This window comes from Acinetobacter vivianii, assembly GCF_014635885.1.
Lineage (GTDB): Bacteria > Pseudomonadota > Gammaproteobacteria > Pseudomonadales > Moraxellaceae > Acinetobacter > Acinetobacter vivianii.
In genome coordinates this window covers 130,651-149,122 of the sequence record NZ_BMDR01000007.1, presented here as the reverse complement: position 1 = coordinate 149,122, position 18,472 = coordinate 130,651, and the positions used below count along the sequence as shown (strand labels likewise).

The window sequence follows — 18,472 nt, the reverse complement described above, 5'->3', positions numbered from 1 at the left end:
TAATTTTTATAAACTATTCACCATTAATCCTTTAAAAATCAATACCAACCGAATCATCAATGGGATTTTGATCAAGTGTAAACACCGTCCGTTGATATGGAATCCCTTCCAGATCATAGACCTGATAAACGCAATCAAATAACAGCTGTAAGTCTTCGCTACGATCCATTGCCCGTGCAGTCAGAAAAATTGGGCTGACCGCGCCATTGTCCAGAATCGGAATATAATTTAAATGAGGAAAACGAATAGTATCGGCACTGGCAGGAATCACACACAAGCCTTCACCCGCTGCCACCAGTCCTAAAGCCAGCTGGATTTCACGCACTTCATGCATATTTTTCGGTACTAAACTATGCTCGGCAAAGATATTCAGCAGTTGAGTCGAAAAATTAGGCTTCGGAGATGTGGGATACATAAACATCTTTTCATCAATCAGATCAGCCAGATAAACCCCTTCCGTCCGCTGCGCAATCGGATGGCTGGTATGTGCTGCCACAACCAAGCGCTCTTTACGCAATAAAATCCGTCTTACCGCAGGATCACTAATCCGCAGACGTCCAAAGCCCACATCAATTCGGCCCTCTTTTAAAGCTTGCAACTGCTCCGTGGTGCTCATTTCCACCAGTTGAATATTTAAATGAGGTTGCTGCTGCCGAAACAAATAGATGATTCGAGGTAATAAGCCATACAGTAACGATCCCACAAAACCAATCGTGACACTGCGATCGATCAGTCCAATACGTTTCGCCATACTCTTAATTTCTTCAGCATTAGACAAAAGTTTAACGGCGTGCTGATAAAAGAAATGCCCAGCAGGTGTGGTCTGTAATGGTCTACTTCCACGCTCAAATAATTGAATACCCAGCTCACCTTCCAGATTCTGGATCTGTCGGCTCAAAGGCGGTTGAGCAATAAATAATTTTTCTGCTGCCTTGGTAAAGCTTTGCTCTTCAACAACAGCAACAAAATACCGTAAATGACGTAATTCCATGCGGTTTCCATACCTTTAAGATATATAAAAATATAAATTCAGTCTTAGACAGAGTTTACTCATTCTTTTAAGGTATAAACAAGAGATAAACCGATGAAATATGAATCGCCCCGCTGAGATTGCTGCCCCGTATTCATCATTATCGGTTCAAGTGAAAAGACTCACACAGAATTTAACCCTTTAGGATATCGAGAGACTTTTGAAAGCATCTCGGTGACTTCCACAGATCTGGAAAGTCGGAGAACGGACATGCCACGTATTCCTGTAATCAATACCAGCCACCTTGACCGTATTGATGAACTACTTGTAGACAATATCGACACAGGTGAATTTAAACTTCATCGCTCAGTGTTTACCGATCAAGCCTTATTTGATCTTGAAATGAAATACATCTTCGAAGGTAATTGGGTTTATCTTGCGCACGAAAGCCAGATTCCTAATAACAACGATTTCTACACCACCCATATTGGTCGTCAACCGATCATTATTGCCCGCAATCGTAATGGCGAACTGAATGCCATGATTAACGCCTGCTCACACCGCGGCGCACAACTCTGTCGTCATAAGCGCGGTAACAAGGCAACCTATACTTGTCCTTTCCACGGCTGGACTTTTAACAATTCGGGTAAATTGCTCAAAGTCAAAGATCCAAGTGAAGCGGGCTACTCAGATTGCTTTAATCAGGATGGTTCGCATGACCTGAAAAAAGTTGCCCGTTTTGAGAATTACAAAGGCTTCTTGTTTGGCAGCCTCAATCCAGATGTACCTTCGCTTGAAGAGTTCTTAGGTGAAACCAGCAAAATTATCGACATGATTGTTGATCAATCTGACCATGGCCTAGAAGTGCTACGCGGCACCTCCTCTTATACCTATGAAGGAAACTGGAAACTAACGGCTGAAAATGGTGCCGATGGTTATCACGTTTCAGCAGTGCACTGGAACTATGCCGCAACCACGCAACACCGCAAAGAGACACAAGCTGCCGATAACATTCGTGCCATGAGTGCTGGGTCTTGGGGTAAGCAAGGCGGTGGTTCTTATGGTTTTGAAAATGGTCATATGCTGCTTTGGACACAATGGGCCAATCCTGAAGATCGTCCGAACTTTCCGAAGGCAGACGAATATACCGAGAAATATGGTGCAGCGATGTCGAAATGGATGATCGAACGTTCGCGCAACTTATGTCTTTATCCAAACGTGTATTTGATGGATCAATTCGGTTCGCAAATTCGTGTATTGCGTCCTATTTCAGTCGATCGCACTGAAGTGACGATTTACTGTATAGCACCAAAAGGTGAAGCCCCAGAAGCACGCGCACGTCGTATTCGCCAGTATGAAGATTTCTTTAATGCCTCAGGTATGGCCACGCCTGATGATCTGGAAGAATTCCGTGCCTGTCAGGCAGGTTATGCAGGTATCGCGCTGGAATGGAATGACATGTGCCGCGGTTCAAAACACTGGATTTATGGCCCTGATGATGCAGCCAATGAAATTGGTCTCAAACCGATGTTGAGCGGAATCAAAACCGAAGATGAAGGCTTGTATCTTGCGCAACATCAATACTGGTTGCATACCATGAAACACGCCATTGTCGCAGAGAAGGAAATCGCAGCTCAAGGAGAAAATGCATGAGCAATCAAGACAAAACCAGCTTGGAAAATATTGCCCAGTTTCTCTACCGCGAGGCACGTTTTTTAGATGACGAACAATGGGATGACTGGCTCAGTTGCTATGCGCCAGAAGCGAGTTTCTGGATGCCAGCTTGGGATGACAATGATCAACTCACCGAAGATCCGCAGTCAGAAATCTCACTGATTTATTACCCAGATCGTCAAGGTTTGGAAGACCGCGTATTCCGTATCAAAACTGAACGCTCCTCTGCCACCATGCCTGATACCCGTACTTGCCACAATATTGCCAACGTTGAAATCGTAGCGCGTGACGGAGATAAACTCACGGTTCGCTTCAATTGGAACACCTTGAGCTTCCGCTATAAAACCACCTATAGCTACTTTGGCATGTCACGTTATGTGATTGATTGTTCGGGTGATGAACCGAAAATCCTGAGCAAATATGTGGTGCTTAAAAATGACTATATCAATCAAGTGATTGATATCTATCACCTCTAAAAGAATAGGTCTCCTCAGTCAAACGGACTCTTGGCTGAGGTCCCAAATTTAAATTATTTTTGTAGGATACGTCTCATGTCAAACCACAATGTAGCACTTCAATTTGAAGATGGTGTGACACGTTTTATTAGTGTCGCGCAAGGTGAAACCCTATCCGATGCAGCTTATCGCCAAAAAATTAATATTCCTTTGGACTGTCGTGACGGTGCCTGTGGTACCTGCCGTGCCTTCTGCGAATCTGGCAGTTACGACATGCCAGAAGAAACATATATTGAAGATGCCTTGACGCCTGAAGAAGCGGAACAAGGTTATATTCTGGCGTGCCAATGCCGCCCAAGCTCAGATGCAGTCTTTCAGATTCAAGCATCATCTGATGTTTGTAAAACTGAAATTCATAGTTTTCAAGGGACTTTAGCCCGCGTTGAAAATCTATCTGATTCCACTATTACCTTTGATATTCAACTGGATGAAGGCCAGCCCGATATCCATTTCCTTGCAGGACAATATGTCAATGTTGGTATTCCAGCAACAGGCGAAACCCGTTCATATTCCTTTAGTTCCAAGCCGGGTAACCGTTTAACAGGCTTTGTGGTTCGTAATGTCCCAAATGGCAAAATGAGCGACTTCTTGAGTAAAACTGCACAAGCGGGCGACAAGATGACTTTTACAGGCCCATTCGGTAGTTTCTATCTACGTAATGTGACACGCCCTGTGCTGATGCTGGCAGGCGGTACGGGTATCGCTCCCTTTATGTCGATGTTACACGTACTGGAAGAAAAAGGTTCAGCCCAACCGATCCGTTTAGTGTTTGGCGTGACCAACGATTTTGATCTGGTGGCTTTGGAAAAACTAGCTGAATTACAAGCGAAATTCCCTTGGTTTGAATATCGAACTGTGGTTGCACATCCAGATAGTCAACATGAACGTAAAGGCTATGTCACAGGACATATTGAGACTGAATGGCTAAACAAGGGCGATGTCGATATTTACCTATGCGGCCCTGTGCCAATGGTCGAAGCAGTCCGTGGCTGGTTAGATGCGGAACAAATCAAACCTGCCAATTTTCTGTTCGAAAAGTTCTCTGCGAATTGATGATTACTGGAGAATTAACTTATGTCTCAAGCACAAAGATTTAAGCATAAAGTGGTGATTGTGACTGGCAGTGCTCAAGGCATTGGCCGTGGAGTTGCACTACAACTGGCTGCCGAAGGTGCGCAACTGATTCTGGCAGATCGTTCTGATTATGTCGAAGAGGTGTTAATCGAAGTCAAAGCATTGGGTGCTGATGCCATCACCATCCAAGCTGATCTTGAAAGCTTTGCGGGTGCACAAGCAGTTGTAGCAAAAGCGATTGAACATTTTGGTCGAGTCGATGTATTGATCAACAATGTCGGTGGCGCAATCTGGATGAAACCTTTTCAGGAGTTTTCTGAAGAGGAAATTATCAAGGAAGTGAATCGCTCGCTGTTTCCAACATTATGGTGTTGTCGAGCAGTGTTACCCGAAATGATCAAGCAACAAGCTGGTGTGATTGTAAATGTTTCCTCAATTGCGACTCGCGGGATTAACCGTATTCCCTACTCAGCAGCCAAAGGTGGAGTTAATGCACTAACGGCATCGCTGGCATTTGAACATGCCCAAGACGGGATTCGTGTCAATGCCATTGCCACAGGTGGAACTGAAGCACCGCCTCGCAAAGTGCCTCGCAATAGCAATCCACTGAGTCAGGATGAAAAAGACTGGATGCAACAGGTCGTCGACCAAACCATAGACCGTACCTTTATGGGCCGTTATGGCAGTATCGAGGAACAGGTCAAAGCCATTGTTTTTCTTGCATCTGATGATGCATCTTATATCACTGGCAGCGTCATCCCAGTGGGAGGTGGAGATCAGGGTTAGTCCTGATCTTTTTCGTTTCAGATGTGCAAGGAGGCCATCACCGAATGACAACTTTACTCAGAACATTAAAACAAGACTGGTCTATTTCAGCTACGGTTGCAGGCTTTCTTGCCGTGCTAATTTCTTATTCTGGCCCACTGATTATTTTCTTTCAGGCAGCGCAACGCGCTAATGTTTCTACAGACATGATGGTGTCATGGATTTGGGGCATTTCCATCGGTGCGGCAGTTGCGGGGATTTATCTCTCCATTAAATATAAAACACCCGTCATTACTGCTTGGTCTGCACCGGGGACGGCGTTATTGGTCACGTTATTTCCTGATATTTCATTGAATGAAGCAGTCGCGGCCTATATCACTTCTGCAATTGTGATTTTTCTGATTGGGATTACAGGCTGTTTCGACAAACTACTGAAATGGATTCCTCAAGATGTTGCTGCGGGAATGATGGCAGGTATCCTGTTCCAGTTCGGGATCAATCTGTTTACTGCTTCAGATAGTATGCCTTTGATTGTGTTTAGCATGCTGATGGTATTTCTGATTGCAAAACGGCTGATGCCTCGCTATACTATGATCTGGGTATTGGCAGCTGGAATCTTACTCAGTTTATTTTTGGGAAAAATGAATCCTGTTGAAGTGAGTTTTAATCTGGCAGTTCCACAATGGATCAGCCCAGAATGGTCATGGAACTCCACCTTAAATCTGGCCCTGCCCTTGATTTTGGTCAGCCTGTCAGGTCAGTTTTTGCCGGGTATGGCGATCATGAAACTGAGTGGTTATGACACGCCAGCCAAACCCATTATCAGTGCAACCAGTATTGCCTCTTTAGCGGTTGCCTGTGTTGGCGGTATTACCATCGTCCTCGCCTCGATTACCGCGGCATTATGCATGGGTAAAGATGCACATGAACTGAAAGAAAAGCGTTATATCGCTGGGATCGCCAATGGGATTTTTTATATTCTCGGCGGACTGTTTGCTGGTAGTATTGTCATGCTGTTTAGTTTATTGCCCAAAGAACTGGTTGCGGCTTTGGCAGGCTTAGCCTTGCTGGGAGCGATTGCAACCAATATCACTGCTGCCATGCAAAATCCTCAACACCGCGATGCTGCACTGATTACCTTTCTTTCTACCGCTTCTGGGATGCATTTTCTAGGCTTAAGTTCAGTGTTTTGGGGGATCTGTATTGGGATCATTGCTCATCTTATTCTCTCTCAATCCTCCCCACTACAATCGACCAAAAGCAACTCATAAATACACGATCTTGCTGCTTGCTGGCGAATAAAAGAGACTTTGATCATGAAGTTAAACTTTTAAGCGTTAGCAAGTCATCTCAAAAAATTCCCCTTCAAATATAAAATCTTCTCCCTAAATAAAATTTTCTGTATTTTTATCTCAACAACTCAAATAAAAATATGTCCTTATTTAAAAGCAGAGGGTTTATTTACCTCATGATTTCCCAATTTAAAAATCAGCTAAAAAGCCATAAAAAATCATCAAAATTCTCACTATTTAATATTTAATTCAATTTTAACAGCTAATCAAATAATTAAATTTAAACAATAATTATCAATGGTTTATATTAATAAAATCACAATACTTTAATGACATAAAGATATATCAATTAGGTTTTTGACTCCGATCCAATAACAAAATAGCTTAATAAAAAATAACCTGTACTTCACAAATCGGAGGTGAAGCAATGGATACAAACAAGGTCAATATTAATGACATTATTGATAAAGCTCGTTTTGCAGCTTTTCATTGGAAAGTCTTAATTTGGTGTTTAATCATTATTATTTTTGATGGATACGATCTGGTGATTTATGGTGTGGCGCTGCCATTACTGATGCAGCAATGGTCACTGACTGCCGTGCAAGCTGGATTGCTTGCCAGTGCAGCACTCTTTGGTATGATGTTTGGCGCCATGATTTTTGGCACGCTCTCAGACAAACTGGGCCGTAAGAAAACCATTCTGATCTGTGTCACCTTATTCAGCGGATTTACCTTTCTCGGTGCTTTTGCCAGTAATCCAGTTGAATTTGCAATTTTACGTTTTATTGCAGGCTTAGGCATTGGTGGTGTGATGCCGAATGTCGTGGCCCTTATGACTGAATATGCCCCGAAGAAAATCCGCAGCACTTTGGTTGCATTGATGTTTAGTGGCTATGCCATTGGTGGTATGAGTTCAGCCTTACTAGGTGCATGGCTGGTCAAAGATATGGGCTGGCAAATCATGTTTTTAATTGCGGGTATTCCCCTGTTACTGTTGCCTGTGATCTGGAAGTTCCTGCCTGAATCTCTGGCATTTTTAGTGAAATCGAATCATCACGATCAAGCTAAAATGATCGTCATTAAAATTGCACCTGAAACTGAATTAACCAACAACACCCAACTGGTTCTCAATGAAAGTACCACCACCGAAGCACCTGTCCGTGCACTGTTCCAACAAGGTCGTAGCTTTAGTACTTTCATGTTTTGGATTGCCTTCTTTATGTGTTTATTGATGGTCTATGCTTTGGGAAGCTGGTTACCAAAACTGATGTTACAGGCAGGCTATTCTTTAGGTGCCAGTATGTTATTCCTGTTTGCACTGAATATTGGAGGCATGGTGGGTGCGATTGGCGGCGGTGCACTGGCAGATAAATTCCATTTGAAACCTGTAATTACCAGTATGTTCGTGATTGGCGCGGCTGCCCTGATCCTGCTTGGTTTTAATAGTCCACAATTTATTTTATATAGCTTGATTGCAATCGCTGGTGCCGCAACCATTGGCTCACAAATTCTACTCTATACTTTTGTCGCTCAATTCTACCCGACGGCATTACGCTCAACAGGCATGGGCTGGGCTTCAGGCATTGGACGAATTGGTGCCATCATTGGCCCTGTCTTAACGGGTGCCTTGCTCACCTTTGAACTGCCTCACCAAATGAACTTTCTCGCGATTGCCATCCCAGGCATTATCGCTGCGCTTGCCATCTTTATGGTCAATTTAAAAGCCTCAGTGACAGCACAATCTGCACCGAACTTTGATACACAAGCTTCACTGACTCAGCAATAAAAATAAGTGCGCCGAGGACTGGCGCACCTACGTTGGATATGGATTATGACTTTATTACCACGCTTTAAACCACATGGCTTAACGGCCTCTACACTGCTTGTGATGGGGAGCTTTTACAGCCCGCTACTCGCTGCCGCAGAATCGACTCAAACTGTTCAAGATGAATGGAAATTTACCCTGAAGAATGCCTATATCAATCGAGACTTTGACAATCCAAATCTCAAAGATACTGGCAGTTGGTCCCAAGCGGCATCCCTATTTTATAAATCCAAAATGCAGGAGACACCACTACAGATCGCAGATAAGCCGATCACCATTGGTGCAGATGCTTCGGTGCAATATGCGGTGCGCTTAAGTAAAGATAAACATGTCGCTGATACTGTTCTGCCCTTTGACGTTCAAACACAATCACAGGCATCTAACTATTTAAAATATGGCGCGACCCTGAAACTTGGTTATGACAAAACCTTATTAAGTGTGGGCGAACTCTGGCTAGACTTACCTGTAACTGCGGTGGATGCCAGTCGCCAGTTACTCACCTCTTATTGGGGGACAAATTTAAAATCGCAAATTTCTGATCAGCTCTATGCCGAAATTGGTCGAGTGACCAAAGTGTCACCCCGCAATGAAGAAGATTTTAAAAAGTTTTCCTTTACCGCAAATGGCAAAACCGTTTATTCGGATGGTCTAAATTATCTAGATTTGCGTTATCAACTCACACCATCATTGAAGGCAGAATACTATTTTGGCAATTTAGAAGACTTATACAACAAGCATTATGTTGGATTAGAACATCAGTGGAAACAGCCTAATTTTAGTCTCAGTTCCAAGTTTAAATATTTTAATGCCAAGAATGATGGTCACAACTTCGATATCGATGCTCAAAATATTGGTTTGCTTGAAATGCTGAAAGTGAATAACCAGTCTTTTGGTATGGGTTATCAACAAATTATTGGTGAGTCAGCTTATCCGTTACCTGATGGTTTTCTGCCGGAAACCTATTTTATCAACTGGAACGCGACAGGCTTCTTTAAAAAGAATGAAAAGTCTTATCACCTGATGTATGGCTACGATTTTAAAGATTATGTGCCAGGTCTAAATGCAATGGTGAAATATGTCTATGGACATGATTTTAAAGCTGCCAATGGTGAGAAAAATCATGAATCTGAGTCCAATCTCATTCTCAACTATGCATTGCAACAGCCTTATCTTAAAGGTGTTTCGCTACAATACATCCGTATTGACTATAACGTGAAACATGGCAATGACTTTGGTGAAGATCGCCTATTTGTGAATTATAGTAAAAAGTTTTAAACCTTCATTTCAGCATTTTTTCAGATCAAAATAAAAAAGGGAACTTTATTGCAAGCTCCCTTTTTAATTACTGCATGTGCAGAAATTTATTAGATTTGTGATTGAATATAATTTTGTAGACCAATCAATTCAATTAAACGTAATTGCTTTTCTAACCAATACGTATGATCTTCTTCTGTGTCAGAAAGTTGCTGGCGTAACATATCACGGCTGATAAAGTCGCCTTTTTCTTCACATAGTTTGATACCAATCGCAAGTTTTTCACGTACATGATATTCAAGTGCTAAATCGGCCTTTAAGCAACTCACAACATCTGTACCGACATTGATATCTTCACGATTCATATTCGGTTGAGCACCAAGGAACAAAACACGACGAATGATTGCGTCAGCATGAGATGCTTCTTCTTGCATTTCATGATCGATACGCTCATAGATCTTGTTCAGACCCCAATCTTCGTACATTCTTGAATGAATTAAATATTGATCACGAGCAGCCAATTCACCGCCAATGAGCATATTTAAATAGTCGATGACTTCTGGATTGCCACGCATAATACTTACTCCTATCGAATGACAATATTATGGTCAAGTTAGAACAGAATTGCAAAAACAAATATGTGTAAGTTTATGATTTTTATAAAATTAAAATGAGAAGCATACGCATTTACAGTTCGAATTGACTGAATTTATGTAAATAAAATAAGCCTTTGCATATCATTTGTCACATTAAAAAGAGATAATTCTATTGAAAATCATTTGTTTGATTTTTTGTAACCATTAGCAATGCTTCTTATTTCGCCGATGTTTTGATCAAAAAATCATAAAAAATGACTGCTCAGCTGTTGTTTGTTTAAGCGAAATTCGGTAAATAACAGCAATCACAAAAACATAATGTGGAAACCACAATGGATAAAAGCAAACCAATTTTGGTCACTGGCGCGACGGGTTATATTGCAGGCTGGATTATTGAACGTCTGTTGAATCAAGGTCATACAGTTCATGCAACTGTACGTGACCCATCAAAGAAAAATAAGATCCAGCATTTATATGATCTGGCAGAGCAATCAGCTGGACAAATCCAGTTTTTCAAAGCAGATTTGCTTGAATCAGGTTCATTTGATGAAGCGATGAAAGATTGCGAGATCGTGATTCATACCGCATCGCCTTTCGTTGTCACCAATTATAAAGATGCTGTTAAAGATATCATTGAGCCTGCGGTGAAAGGCACAGAAAATGTTTTGAACAGCGTTAATCGCACTGAATCAGTTAAACGTGTCGTACTCACATCAAGCATTGCCTCAACCTATGGCGATGCAGTTGAGATTCAAGACACCGCTAATAATGAGTTTGATGAAAATCACTGGAACACAACCAGTAGCGAAACACACCAGCCCTATCCTTATTCAAAAGTCATGGCCGAGCGTAAAGCATGGGAAATGGCCGAGCAACAAAACCGTTGGGATCTGGTATGCATTAACCCGGCTTTAGTGATGGGGCCATCCCTGACCGATGCCAGTCAGTCAGGTAGTATTGAAGTACTACAACAGTTCGGTAATGGCACCACCTTGTTCGGTGTTCCGCCAATGTGGAATGGGATTGTCGATGTTCGTGATGTTGCCGATGCACATGTCGCTGCGGCATTAAATCCAAATGCACACGGCCGCTATATTATTTGTGGTGGAACATTAAGCTTATTGGATATGGGCAAGGCACTTACTCAGAAGTTTGGCTATAAATTTCCATTCCCACACTTTACTGTGCCAAAAACAGCTTTTTCTTTTGTTGCGCCAATCCTCGGTCATTCACGTCAATTTGTAAAGTTGAATATGGGTTATCCCATCTATTTTAATTCACAACGTAGCGTGAAAGATTTAGGGATTGAATATCGCGATGTGCGCGAAAGTGTCTGTGAACATTTCCAACAATTGCTGGATGACGGCATTGTAAAAAAATATATTTGATTCAAAACAATATATTCATTCAAAGCTAATTAAAACTTGGTACTCGGAGACGTCATCCACAACCTGCGTGATAAAGAAAAGAGATTTTTTCTGCGATTGATTGATCAATTGTAGGAAATGAACAGGTTTTGTGGATGACAATGGTTTTGCCTACTTTTGCCAAAACAAAAGTAGGTCGAACCGAAGGTTTATCTATAAATATGATGAGAACTCAGTAAGACACCGTTATTTTCCTCATCTGTTATTTTAAAATCTAAGCCTCGTATTGCGCCAAAAATTCCAAGAACTCTTGTTCATTCAACACGCGAATATCTAACTTCTGCGCTTTATCCAGCTTACTACCTGCTTTCTCGCCTGCAACCACACATTTGGTTTTGCTAGAAACACTACCACTCACACGAGCACCCAAGGCTTGAAGCTTTTGTGTCGCCTCATCACGTCCCATGGTTTCCAGCGTTCCAGTCACCACCCAACTCTCACCATTCAAGGGTTGGCGTGTTGGTGCGGTTGGTGCATCCCAATGAATACCTGCTGCCATTAAACGATCAAGTACCTCAATGTTATGCGGTGCCTGAAAGAAGTCCGCAATCCATTCAGCAGTAATATCACCGACATCAGGGGTTTTCTTGAGCGCTTCAATATCCGCTGATTTCAGAGCCTCAAGCGTCTGGAACGTATTCGCCAGCATACGCGCAGTGGTCTCACCCACCCCACGAATCCCCAAAGCATAAATAAAGCGTGCCAAAGTGGTTTTCTTACTGGCTTCAATCGCATCAATCAGGTTCTGAACCGATTTCTCACCCATTTTTTCAATGGTTAATAAAGTGTCACGATGCTCATGCAAATGATAAATATCAGCGACATCTTTGAGTAGATCGAGATGTAGAAGTGACTCTACCCAACGATCACCTAAGCCCTCTATATCCAAGGCTTTACGTGATACAAAATGACGAATCGCTTCAATACGCTGTGCCGCACAATACAAACCACCTGAACAACGTGCCAATGCCTCACCTTCTGGCATGACCACAGGCGAATCACAGACTGGACAATTTTCTGGAAGATGCACCATCTCGGCATCCACAGGACGAAACTCCGCCCAGACCTTCTCGACCTTTGGAATCACATCGCCAGTACGGTAAACACTTACGGTATCGCCAACACGTACATCTAAACGGTGAATTTCCCCAATGTTATGTAAGGTCACATTCGATACCGTCACGCCACCAACAAAGACTGGCGCTAAACGTGCAACAGGCGTTAGCGTTCCTGTACGCCCCACTTGCCAGTCAATATTTTCAACTTTGGTGAGTGCAGCCTGAGCTGGGAATTTATAGGCCGTTGCCCAACGCGGTTCACGACTCAAGAAGCCTAATTGTTGTTGCTGTTTAAGGCTGTCGACCTTAATCACCATGCCATCAATTTCAACCTTGAGATCTGGACGTTCTTGTTGAATCTGTTCATAGCGTTGTTGTACTTCCTCAATCGAAGCACACAGGAATTGACGTTCTGCAATTTCAAAACCAAACTTGGTCAACCAATGCAGACTATCGTGCATAGTCTCCAATCCATGATTCGGTACACACTGCGCAATTCCATAGGCATAGAACGCCAATGGACGTGAGGCTGCAATATTCGGATCGAGCTGTCTTAAGCTACCTGCCGCTGCATTACGTGGGTTCGCAAAGGTTTTATCGCCTTTGGCTTCCTGATCCGCATTGAGCTTTTCAAAGCCTTGCTTCGGCATCAATACTTCACCACGTACTTCTAGAAACTGTGGAATCGCCTGATGCTGACTTGATAATACTTTGGGTAAATTACGAATGGTTTTGACATTCTGGGTAATATCTTCGCCTGTCTCGCCATCGCCACGAGTGACACCACGAACCAACACACCATTTTCATACCACAGTGAAATCGCTAAACCATCCAGTTTCAGCTCTACTTCATACTGGACTTTCTGGTTCGGTAAACGTTCATCTATACGACGGGCAAAAGCAAACAGGTCTTCCTGATTAAACACATTGCCCAATGACAACATTGGCACTGCATGAGTGACACTTTCAAATTTTGATAAGGCTTGTCCACCGACTTTATTGGTGGGGGTATCCGCTTGAATACAGTCTGGATATTGTTGTTCTAAAGCTTTCAGCTGATGAAATAAATGGTCATATTCACTGTCTGAAATGGAAGGCTGATCCATCACATAGTAAGCATGATTATGTTTTGCAATCAGTTGAATTAACTGACGCATTTGCTCAATAACTGAGTTGTGTTCCATTTAAATTTCACCATATAAAAGGGCGGAAAAACCGCCCTATAATTTTTACTAAATTTAGTATATCGAACCTGAGTTAGACATGAAATATGATACTCAGAAATGTCATCTGCAACCTGCGTGGTTTAAGCAAAATAATGTTTTTGCAATAAAAGAATTTTGATGAAAGAAGTAAACAGGTTTTGCAGATGACAATGGTTTTGCTTACTTTTGCCGAAACAAAAGTAAGTCGGACCGAAGGTTTAACCTAAAATAGGATGAGAACCGAACATGACTCCGTTAAGTTCTTTATTTTCAAATTTAAAAACATGTTAATCAGTTTTGAATAAACAACTAATTAAACTGCCGCCTGATTTGGACGATAATCAATCACGTGATGACGCCAATGTTCTTTTAACTGCGGCGTAAATTCCAGATTATTTTCATCATAGACCTTACCATCAACTTCACGCGCAATTAAACCCGCAATACTGGTCATCATGTCATAACCCGTAACAGCCTTACTGTTTGGTAATGCCAAGAAGAATGCAAGACCTTGCACCTGCTCACCAGATAGGGTTTCCAGATCAAAACCAGCTGGGCCATTATCCGTCATACGCAATACAGAGAACATCAAGGCACTTGGTTCATCGGTATTTTCATAACGATGGAAGCACGACATTTCACCGAAACGTAAGCCATATTTTAATAAGACTTTGAGTGCTTTATCACCCGATAATGCACGGCGTGGATTCGGATAAACATTCAGAGCAATGATCTGCTCTGCGGTGGCTAAAGCACTTTCATCGTCGTAGCGTTGCTGTTCGTGTAAATGCACGTCCAGAATATTACTTTCGCCATCAAACTCTTCAATTGCGACCGTTTCGATATTTGGGTTCAAGCTGAGTTCTGCTTCGGTTTTCTTTTCCTCAGCTTTCTCTGTAGCTTCTGCATTTTCAGAGAGGACTGTTGTTTCTGCTTCAGCAGTCACGGTCTCATCTTTTTGAACAGTTTCAGTTTCTACAACTGCTTCAACAGTTTCTTCTTTAGCCACTTCTTCTGTTGAAACCACAGCTTCTGTTTTTTCTGCGGTATTTGCAGTCTCAACCGTTTTTTCTACTGAGGGCTCTACCGCAACCGCGTCTGTATTCAGACTTGGTTCAACACGTTCAGTTGTGGTGACCACTTCATCTGGTAAAACTTGATCTCGTACATGACGAGGGATGACAGGCTGCTGACTTTCAGGATTAATATATAAATCCGCTTCTAATGACGGCTCGACTGGTTTCGGTTTTCTTAAAAGCATCATTAAACCAACGAGCATAATCACAACGGCGATAACAATGCCTATTATTGTATTCATTTCCATACTATGACTCCGCAACTAACCCGTATTCTTTTGCCTGCTCTAAATCGACAGTCACTAATTTTGATGTGCCTGGCTCTGGCATGGTCACTCCCAGTAAGTCAGTTGCCATTGTCATCGCCAATTTATTATGTGTAATGTAAATGAATTGCACCTGTTCAGAAAGCTCTTTTACCAAATTACAATACCGCTGAACGTTGGCATCATCCAAAGGCGCATCAACTTCATCCAAAACACAGAATGGTGCAGGGTTTAATCTAAAGATCGCAAACACCAGCGCCAATGCCGTCAAGGTTTTTTCACCACCCGATAAGAGAGCCAATGAACTGTTTCGTTTACCTGGTGGACGCGCCATCAATTTCACACCAGATTGCCAGTCATCTTCAAGACTTAAGCTCGCTTCCCCGCCATTAAAGACTTTAGGGAAAAGGACTTGCATCTCTTGATTGACCTGATCAAAAGTCGTCATGAATAACTTACGGGTTTCCTGATCAATGCTTTTCATGGCATCTTTCAGTTGATCAACCGTATTCTGCAAGTCCTGCATCTGATGACTGAGTTCATCAAAACGCTGTGATACTTCCTCATATTCTTGCGAAGCTGCCAGATTGACCGCACCAATTTTTTCGAATTGCTGCTGTGCTTTTTCCAGTTTCTGTTGATGATCTTTTATTTCAATCGACAGATCAGATAAAGCTTCTGCATTCAACTCTTTCAGTTGTTCCAGATAGTGTTCACGATCCGATTTAGCTGCCTGCCAAGCCAAACGCTTTTGCTCTAACTGTTCACGTACCTGCTCATCTTTTTGCTGGGCTTGATGACGCTGTTCAGTCAACTGCTGCTGTTTCTCTTGAATCTGATTCAGTTCAAGTTGCCATTCATTCCAGTTTTTTTGCAATTTTTCAGTTTGATGAAATTGTTCCTGAAATTGTGATTCTAAATTTGGCAGTTCCAGTTGAATCGGATCAACAAATTTCTTTGCCTGTTCAATTTGTTCAATAATTTGATGATACTGCGTTTTTAAGAATGAAATATCTTTCTCTAACAGCTCAATTTGCTGATTGGCCTGAGATGTTTGGCGACGTAGACTTTCACGTTGCTGTTGCTGCTGAAGCAACTGTTGTTGTTGTTCATCCAGTTGTTCATTCAGGTTTTCTACCTGAAACTGCAAGGTTTTATAATTCGGCAATACCGCTTCTAATTTGAGTGCAAGCGCATGTAAATCAATTTCCAGATCATCACGCTGCATCGCATCTTCTTCAAGCTGTAGATCCAGTTGTTTAAGTTGATCTGCCAGTTGCTGTTGCTGCAATACAAAAGCCTGCGCTGTACTTTGCAATTTGGCAATTTGCACATCTAACTGTTGCAGCTCTTTCTGTTTTTGTTTCAGACTTTGCTGTTGTTGCTGTAACTGTTGTTGTTGCTGTTGCAAGGTGTGCTGCTGTTGAGAAAATTGCTGTTCCAGCTCAAGCAGCTTGGGTTGTTTCTCCGCAAGTTGCAGCTCAATTTCCTCTAAACGCACTTGATGGCTCAACATACCTTGCGCACTTTGGCTATCTTCATCGTAATGCAGACCAATCACCCAATCTGCGCCAACATGATAACCATCCAGCGTTAAAATCGACTGTGTCTGCTGGAGTTCTGCTTGATGCGCTAAGGCGATTGCCAGACTCTCAGCCACAGCAACATTTGCCCATAATGAAGATTGTGGGGCTTCAATCCAGTCTGATAGATATTTTAAATCTCCCCTAACCCCTCTTTGAAAAAGAGGGGAACTCCTCCCTTTATCAAAGGGAGGTTGGGAGGGATTCTTTAATTGTCGAGCCACACCTTCTTGAAATGACTGTTCATCATCCAGTAAATGCGCTTGTAACCATTTGGCTAAGAACTTTTCAATGATACTGGCATGGCTTTTACCTTGCGCTGTTAAACGCAGGCTTTGCATCAAGCGAAGCGTATTCTGCTGATGCTTTGGACTTTGTTTCGCTACCAGTTGATTCAAATTCTTTTGTTCAGCCAGTAAAACTTGTATTTCGGTTTTAAGCGTCTGCACATCCGCCTTATCCAGCTGTTGTTGTTCTTGTTGCGTCTGTAAATTTTGCTGTAGTTCTTCAATAGCGGCTTCCAGCTCAACTATCTCTTGATGAAGTTGTTGCTGCAATTGTTCCAGTTGTGCCTGTTCTTCATCTTGAACCTGCGCTCGGATCTGACCACTTTGCGATTGTAGCGTTTGCTTTTGCTGTTCGATTCGCAACACATTTTTGGCAAGCTGCTCAATTTGCGCGGCCATCTGCAACTTTTGCTGTTGTTGCTTATCGACCTGTGCTTTGAGCTGTTCAAACTGCTGTTGTGCTTGTTTTTGCTGGGCCTGAACATCACTCACGTTTTGTTCGGCCGTTTGTGTTTGCTGTTCTAATGCCAATAATGTTTCATTTTGCTCATCAAACTGGGCAGATAAAGTTTCGATCTGGAGTTCAGACAACTGTAAACGTTCTTTGGTCTGTACTTTCTGCTGTTCAAGCTGTACCAGACTACTGCTATTCTGCTGGAACAGGCTCTGCTTTTGTTCCAATGTCATTTTCAACTCAGCCAATTTTTTCTCTGCCTGCTGCCACTCCTGTTGCAATGGCGAAGACTGCTGAATTAAGCGCTGAAATAAAGCACTGGTCGCTTCCAGATCATGTTCAATCGTCTGTGACTCAGAACGAACCAATTTAAATTGTTCGCCCAATGCCGTCATTTCAAGGGTATATTCTTGTTGTAATTTTTGGCTTTGATTGGCTTGGAAAGACAGAATCTCAATTTTTAAAGTACGGATCTGACCTTCTAAGGTTTTGTATTGAATTGCAGCTTCAGATTGACGCTTCAAGCTTCTCAGCTGTGATTTCAATTCCGCGGCAATGTCATCTAAACGTGCCAGATTTTGTTCAGTATGTTCTAAGTGCTGTAAAGTCTCGCGACGACGTGCCTGATAACGCGATACCCCAGCGGCTTCTTCAATAAAGACCCGCATTTCTTCAGGCTTGGCATCCACCAGACGGTTAATCATGCCCTGTTCAATCACCGCATAAGAGCGCGGCCCTAAACCTGTACCCAAGAAAATATCGGTAATATCACGACGACGACAACGCGTACCATTCAGGAAATACTCCGACTTCCCTTCACGCGTCACCTGACGACGGACGGCCAGCTCATTATAGGCGTTATATGCCCCACCCAATTTGCCATAGGTATTGTCAAAACGAAGTTCTACACTGGCAACACCGACAGGTTTACGCTTGGCTGTCCCTGTAAAGATGACATCCTGCATACTGCCGCCACGCAATTGACGTGCGTTGGACTCGCCCATGACCCAGCGAATCGCATCAATAACATTGGATTTACCGCAACCGTTCGGCCCCACAACCGCAGTTCGGTTCGCCTTAAAATTTAATGTTGTACTATCGGCGAAAGATTTAAAGCCTGAAAGTTTTAAACTACTTAAACGCATACTGCC

General features: G+C 42.6%; 13 protein-coding genes. 8 read left to right on the top strand and 5 right to left on the bottom strand.

The window, feature by feature from the left end; translation table 11 throughout:
• Positions 1-31: 31 nt before the first annotated feature.
• On the bottom strand, positions 32-991 hold the full coding sequence (locus tag IEV36_RS14660) for a LysR family transcriptional regulator (protein WP_004770853.1): 960 nt from the start codon (positions 989-991) through the stop codon (positions 32-34).
• A gap of 249 nt (positions 992-1,240) precedes the next feature.
• Here IEV36_RS14660 and benA point away from each other — a divergent pair, with 249 nt between their 5' ends.
• The 7 genes from benA (at position 1,241) to IEV36_RS14625 (ending at position 9,390) form a co-directional block, all read left to right on the top strand.
• Positions 1,241-2,623 carry a benzoate 1,2-dioxygenase large subunit gene (benA, locus tag IEV36_RS14655; RefSeq protein WP_005256256.1) on the top strand — a complete coding sequence of 461 codons (1,383 nt, stop codon included), beginning with the start codon at positions 1,241-1,243 and terminating at the stop codon, positions 2,621-2,623.
• Complete coding sequence (benB, locus tag IEV36_RS14650) at positions 2,620-3,120, top strand: benzoate 1,2-dioxygenase small subunit (protein WP_005256253.1); 501 nt, start codon at positions 2,620-2,622, stop codon at positions 3,118-3,120. The genes benA and benB overlap by 4 nt, the downstream gene beginning before the upstream one ends.
• Before the next feature lie 75 nt (positions 3,121-3,195).
• Entirely contained in the window at positions 3,196-4,212 is a 1,017-nt protein-coding gene (gene benC, locus IEV36_RS14645; RefSeq protein ID WP_005256251.1) for a benzoate 1,2-dioxygenase electron transfer component BenC, read from the top strand.
• Positions 4,213-4,233: 21 nt separating this feature from the next.
• Positions 4,234-5,019: a benzoate diol dehydrogenase BenD gene (gene benD, locus IEV36_RS14640; protein ID WP_005256244.1), complete on the top strand. Its 786-nt coding sequence runs from the start codon at positions 4,234-4,236 to the stop codon at positions 5,017-5,019.
• Positions 5,020-5,063: 44 nt separating this feature from the next.
• Entirely contained in the window at positions 5,064-6,269 is a 1,206-nt protein-coding gene (benE, locus tag IEV36_RS14635) for a benzoate/H(+) symporter BenE (RefSeq protein WP_005256242.1), read from the top strand.
• 448 nt (positions 6,270-6,717) lie between these two features.
• Complete coding sequence (locus tag IEV36_RS14630) at positions 6,718-8,076, top strand: aromatic acid/H+ symport family MFS transporter (RefSeq protein ID WP_005256240.1); 1,359 nt, start codon at positions 6,718-6,720, stop codon at positions 8,074-8,076.
• A 45-nt stretch (positions 8,077-8,121) separates the two neighbouring features.
• Positions 8,122-9,390, top strand: coding sequence for an OprD family outer membrane porin (locus IEV36_RS14625; RefSeq protein WP_005256239.1), 1,269 nt, complete (start codon positions 8,122-8,124; stop codon positions 9,388-9,390).
• A gap of 89 nt (positions 9,391-9,479) precedes the next feature.
• Here the strand turns inward: IEV36_RS14625 and ftn are convergent, their stop codons facing one another.
• Positions 9,480-9,944 (bottom strand): heteropolymeric bacterioferritin subunit Ftn, encoded by a 465-nt coding sequence (gene ftn / locus IEV36_RS14620; RefSeq protein WP_004770842.1) that lies wholly within the window; start codon positions 9,942-9,944, stop codon positions 9,480-9,482.
• A gap of 353 nt (positions 9,945-10,297) precedes the next feature.
• Between ftn and IEV36_RS14615 the strand changes: the two genes are divergently transcribed.
• On the top strand, positions 10,298-11,353 hold the full coding sequence (locus IEV36_RS14615) for an SDR family oxidoreductase (RefSeq protein WP_005256236.1): 1,056 nt from the start codon (positions 10,298-10,300) through the stop codon (positions 11,351-11,353).
• Positions 11,354-11,606: 253 nt separating this feature from the next.
• On the opposite strand, the gene ligA is transcribed toward IEV36_RS14615, so the two are convergent.
• The 3 genes from ligA to smc all read right to left on the bottom strand — a co-directional run bounded on the left by ligA (position 11,607) and on the right by smc (position 18,466).
• Complete coding sequence (ligA, locus tag IEV36_RS14610; protein WP_005256235.1) at positions 11,607-13,634, bottom strand: NAD-dependent DNA ligase LigA; 2,028 nt, start codon at positions 13,632-13,634, stop codon at positions 11,607-11,609.
• Between the two features lie 334 nt (positions 13,635-13,968).
• Complete coding sequence (locus tag IEV36_RS14605) at positions 13,969-14,979, bottom strand: cell division protein ZipA C-terminal FtsZ-binding domain-containing protein (protein ID WP_005256234.1); 1,011 nt, start codon at positions 14,977-14,979, stop codon at positions 13,969-13,971.
• Between the two features lies 1 nt (position 14,980).
• Positions 14,981-18,466 (bottom strand): chromosome segregation protein SMC, encoded by a 3,486-nt coding sequence (smc, locus tag IEV36_RS14600; RefSeq protein WP_005256233.1) that lies wholly within the window; start codon positions 18,464-18,466, stop codon positions 14,981-14,983.
• Positions 18,467-18,472: the final 6 nt, after the last annotated feature.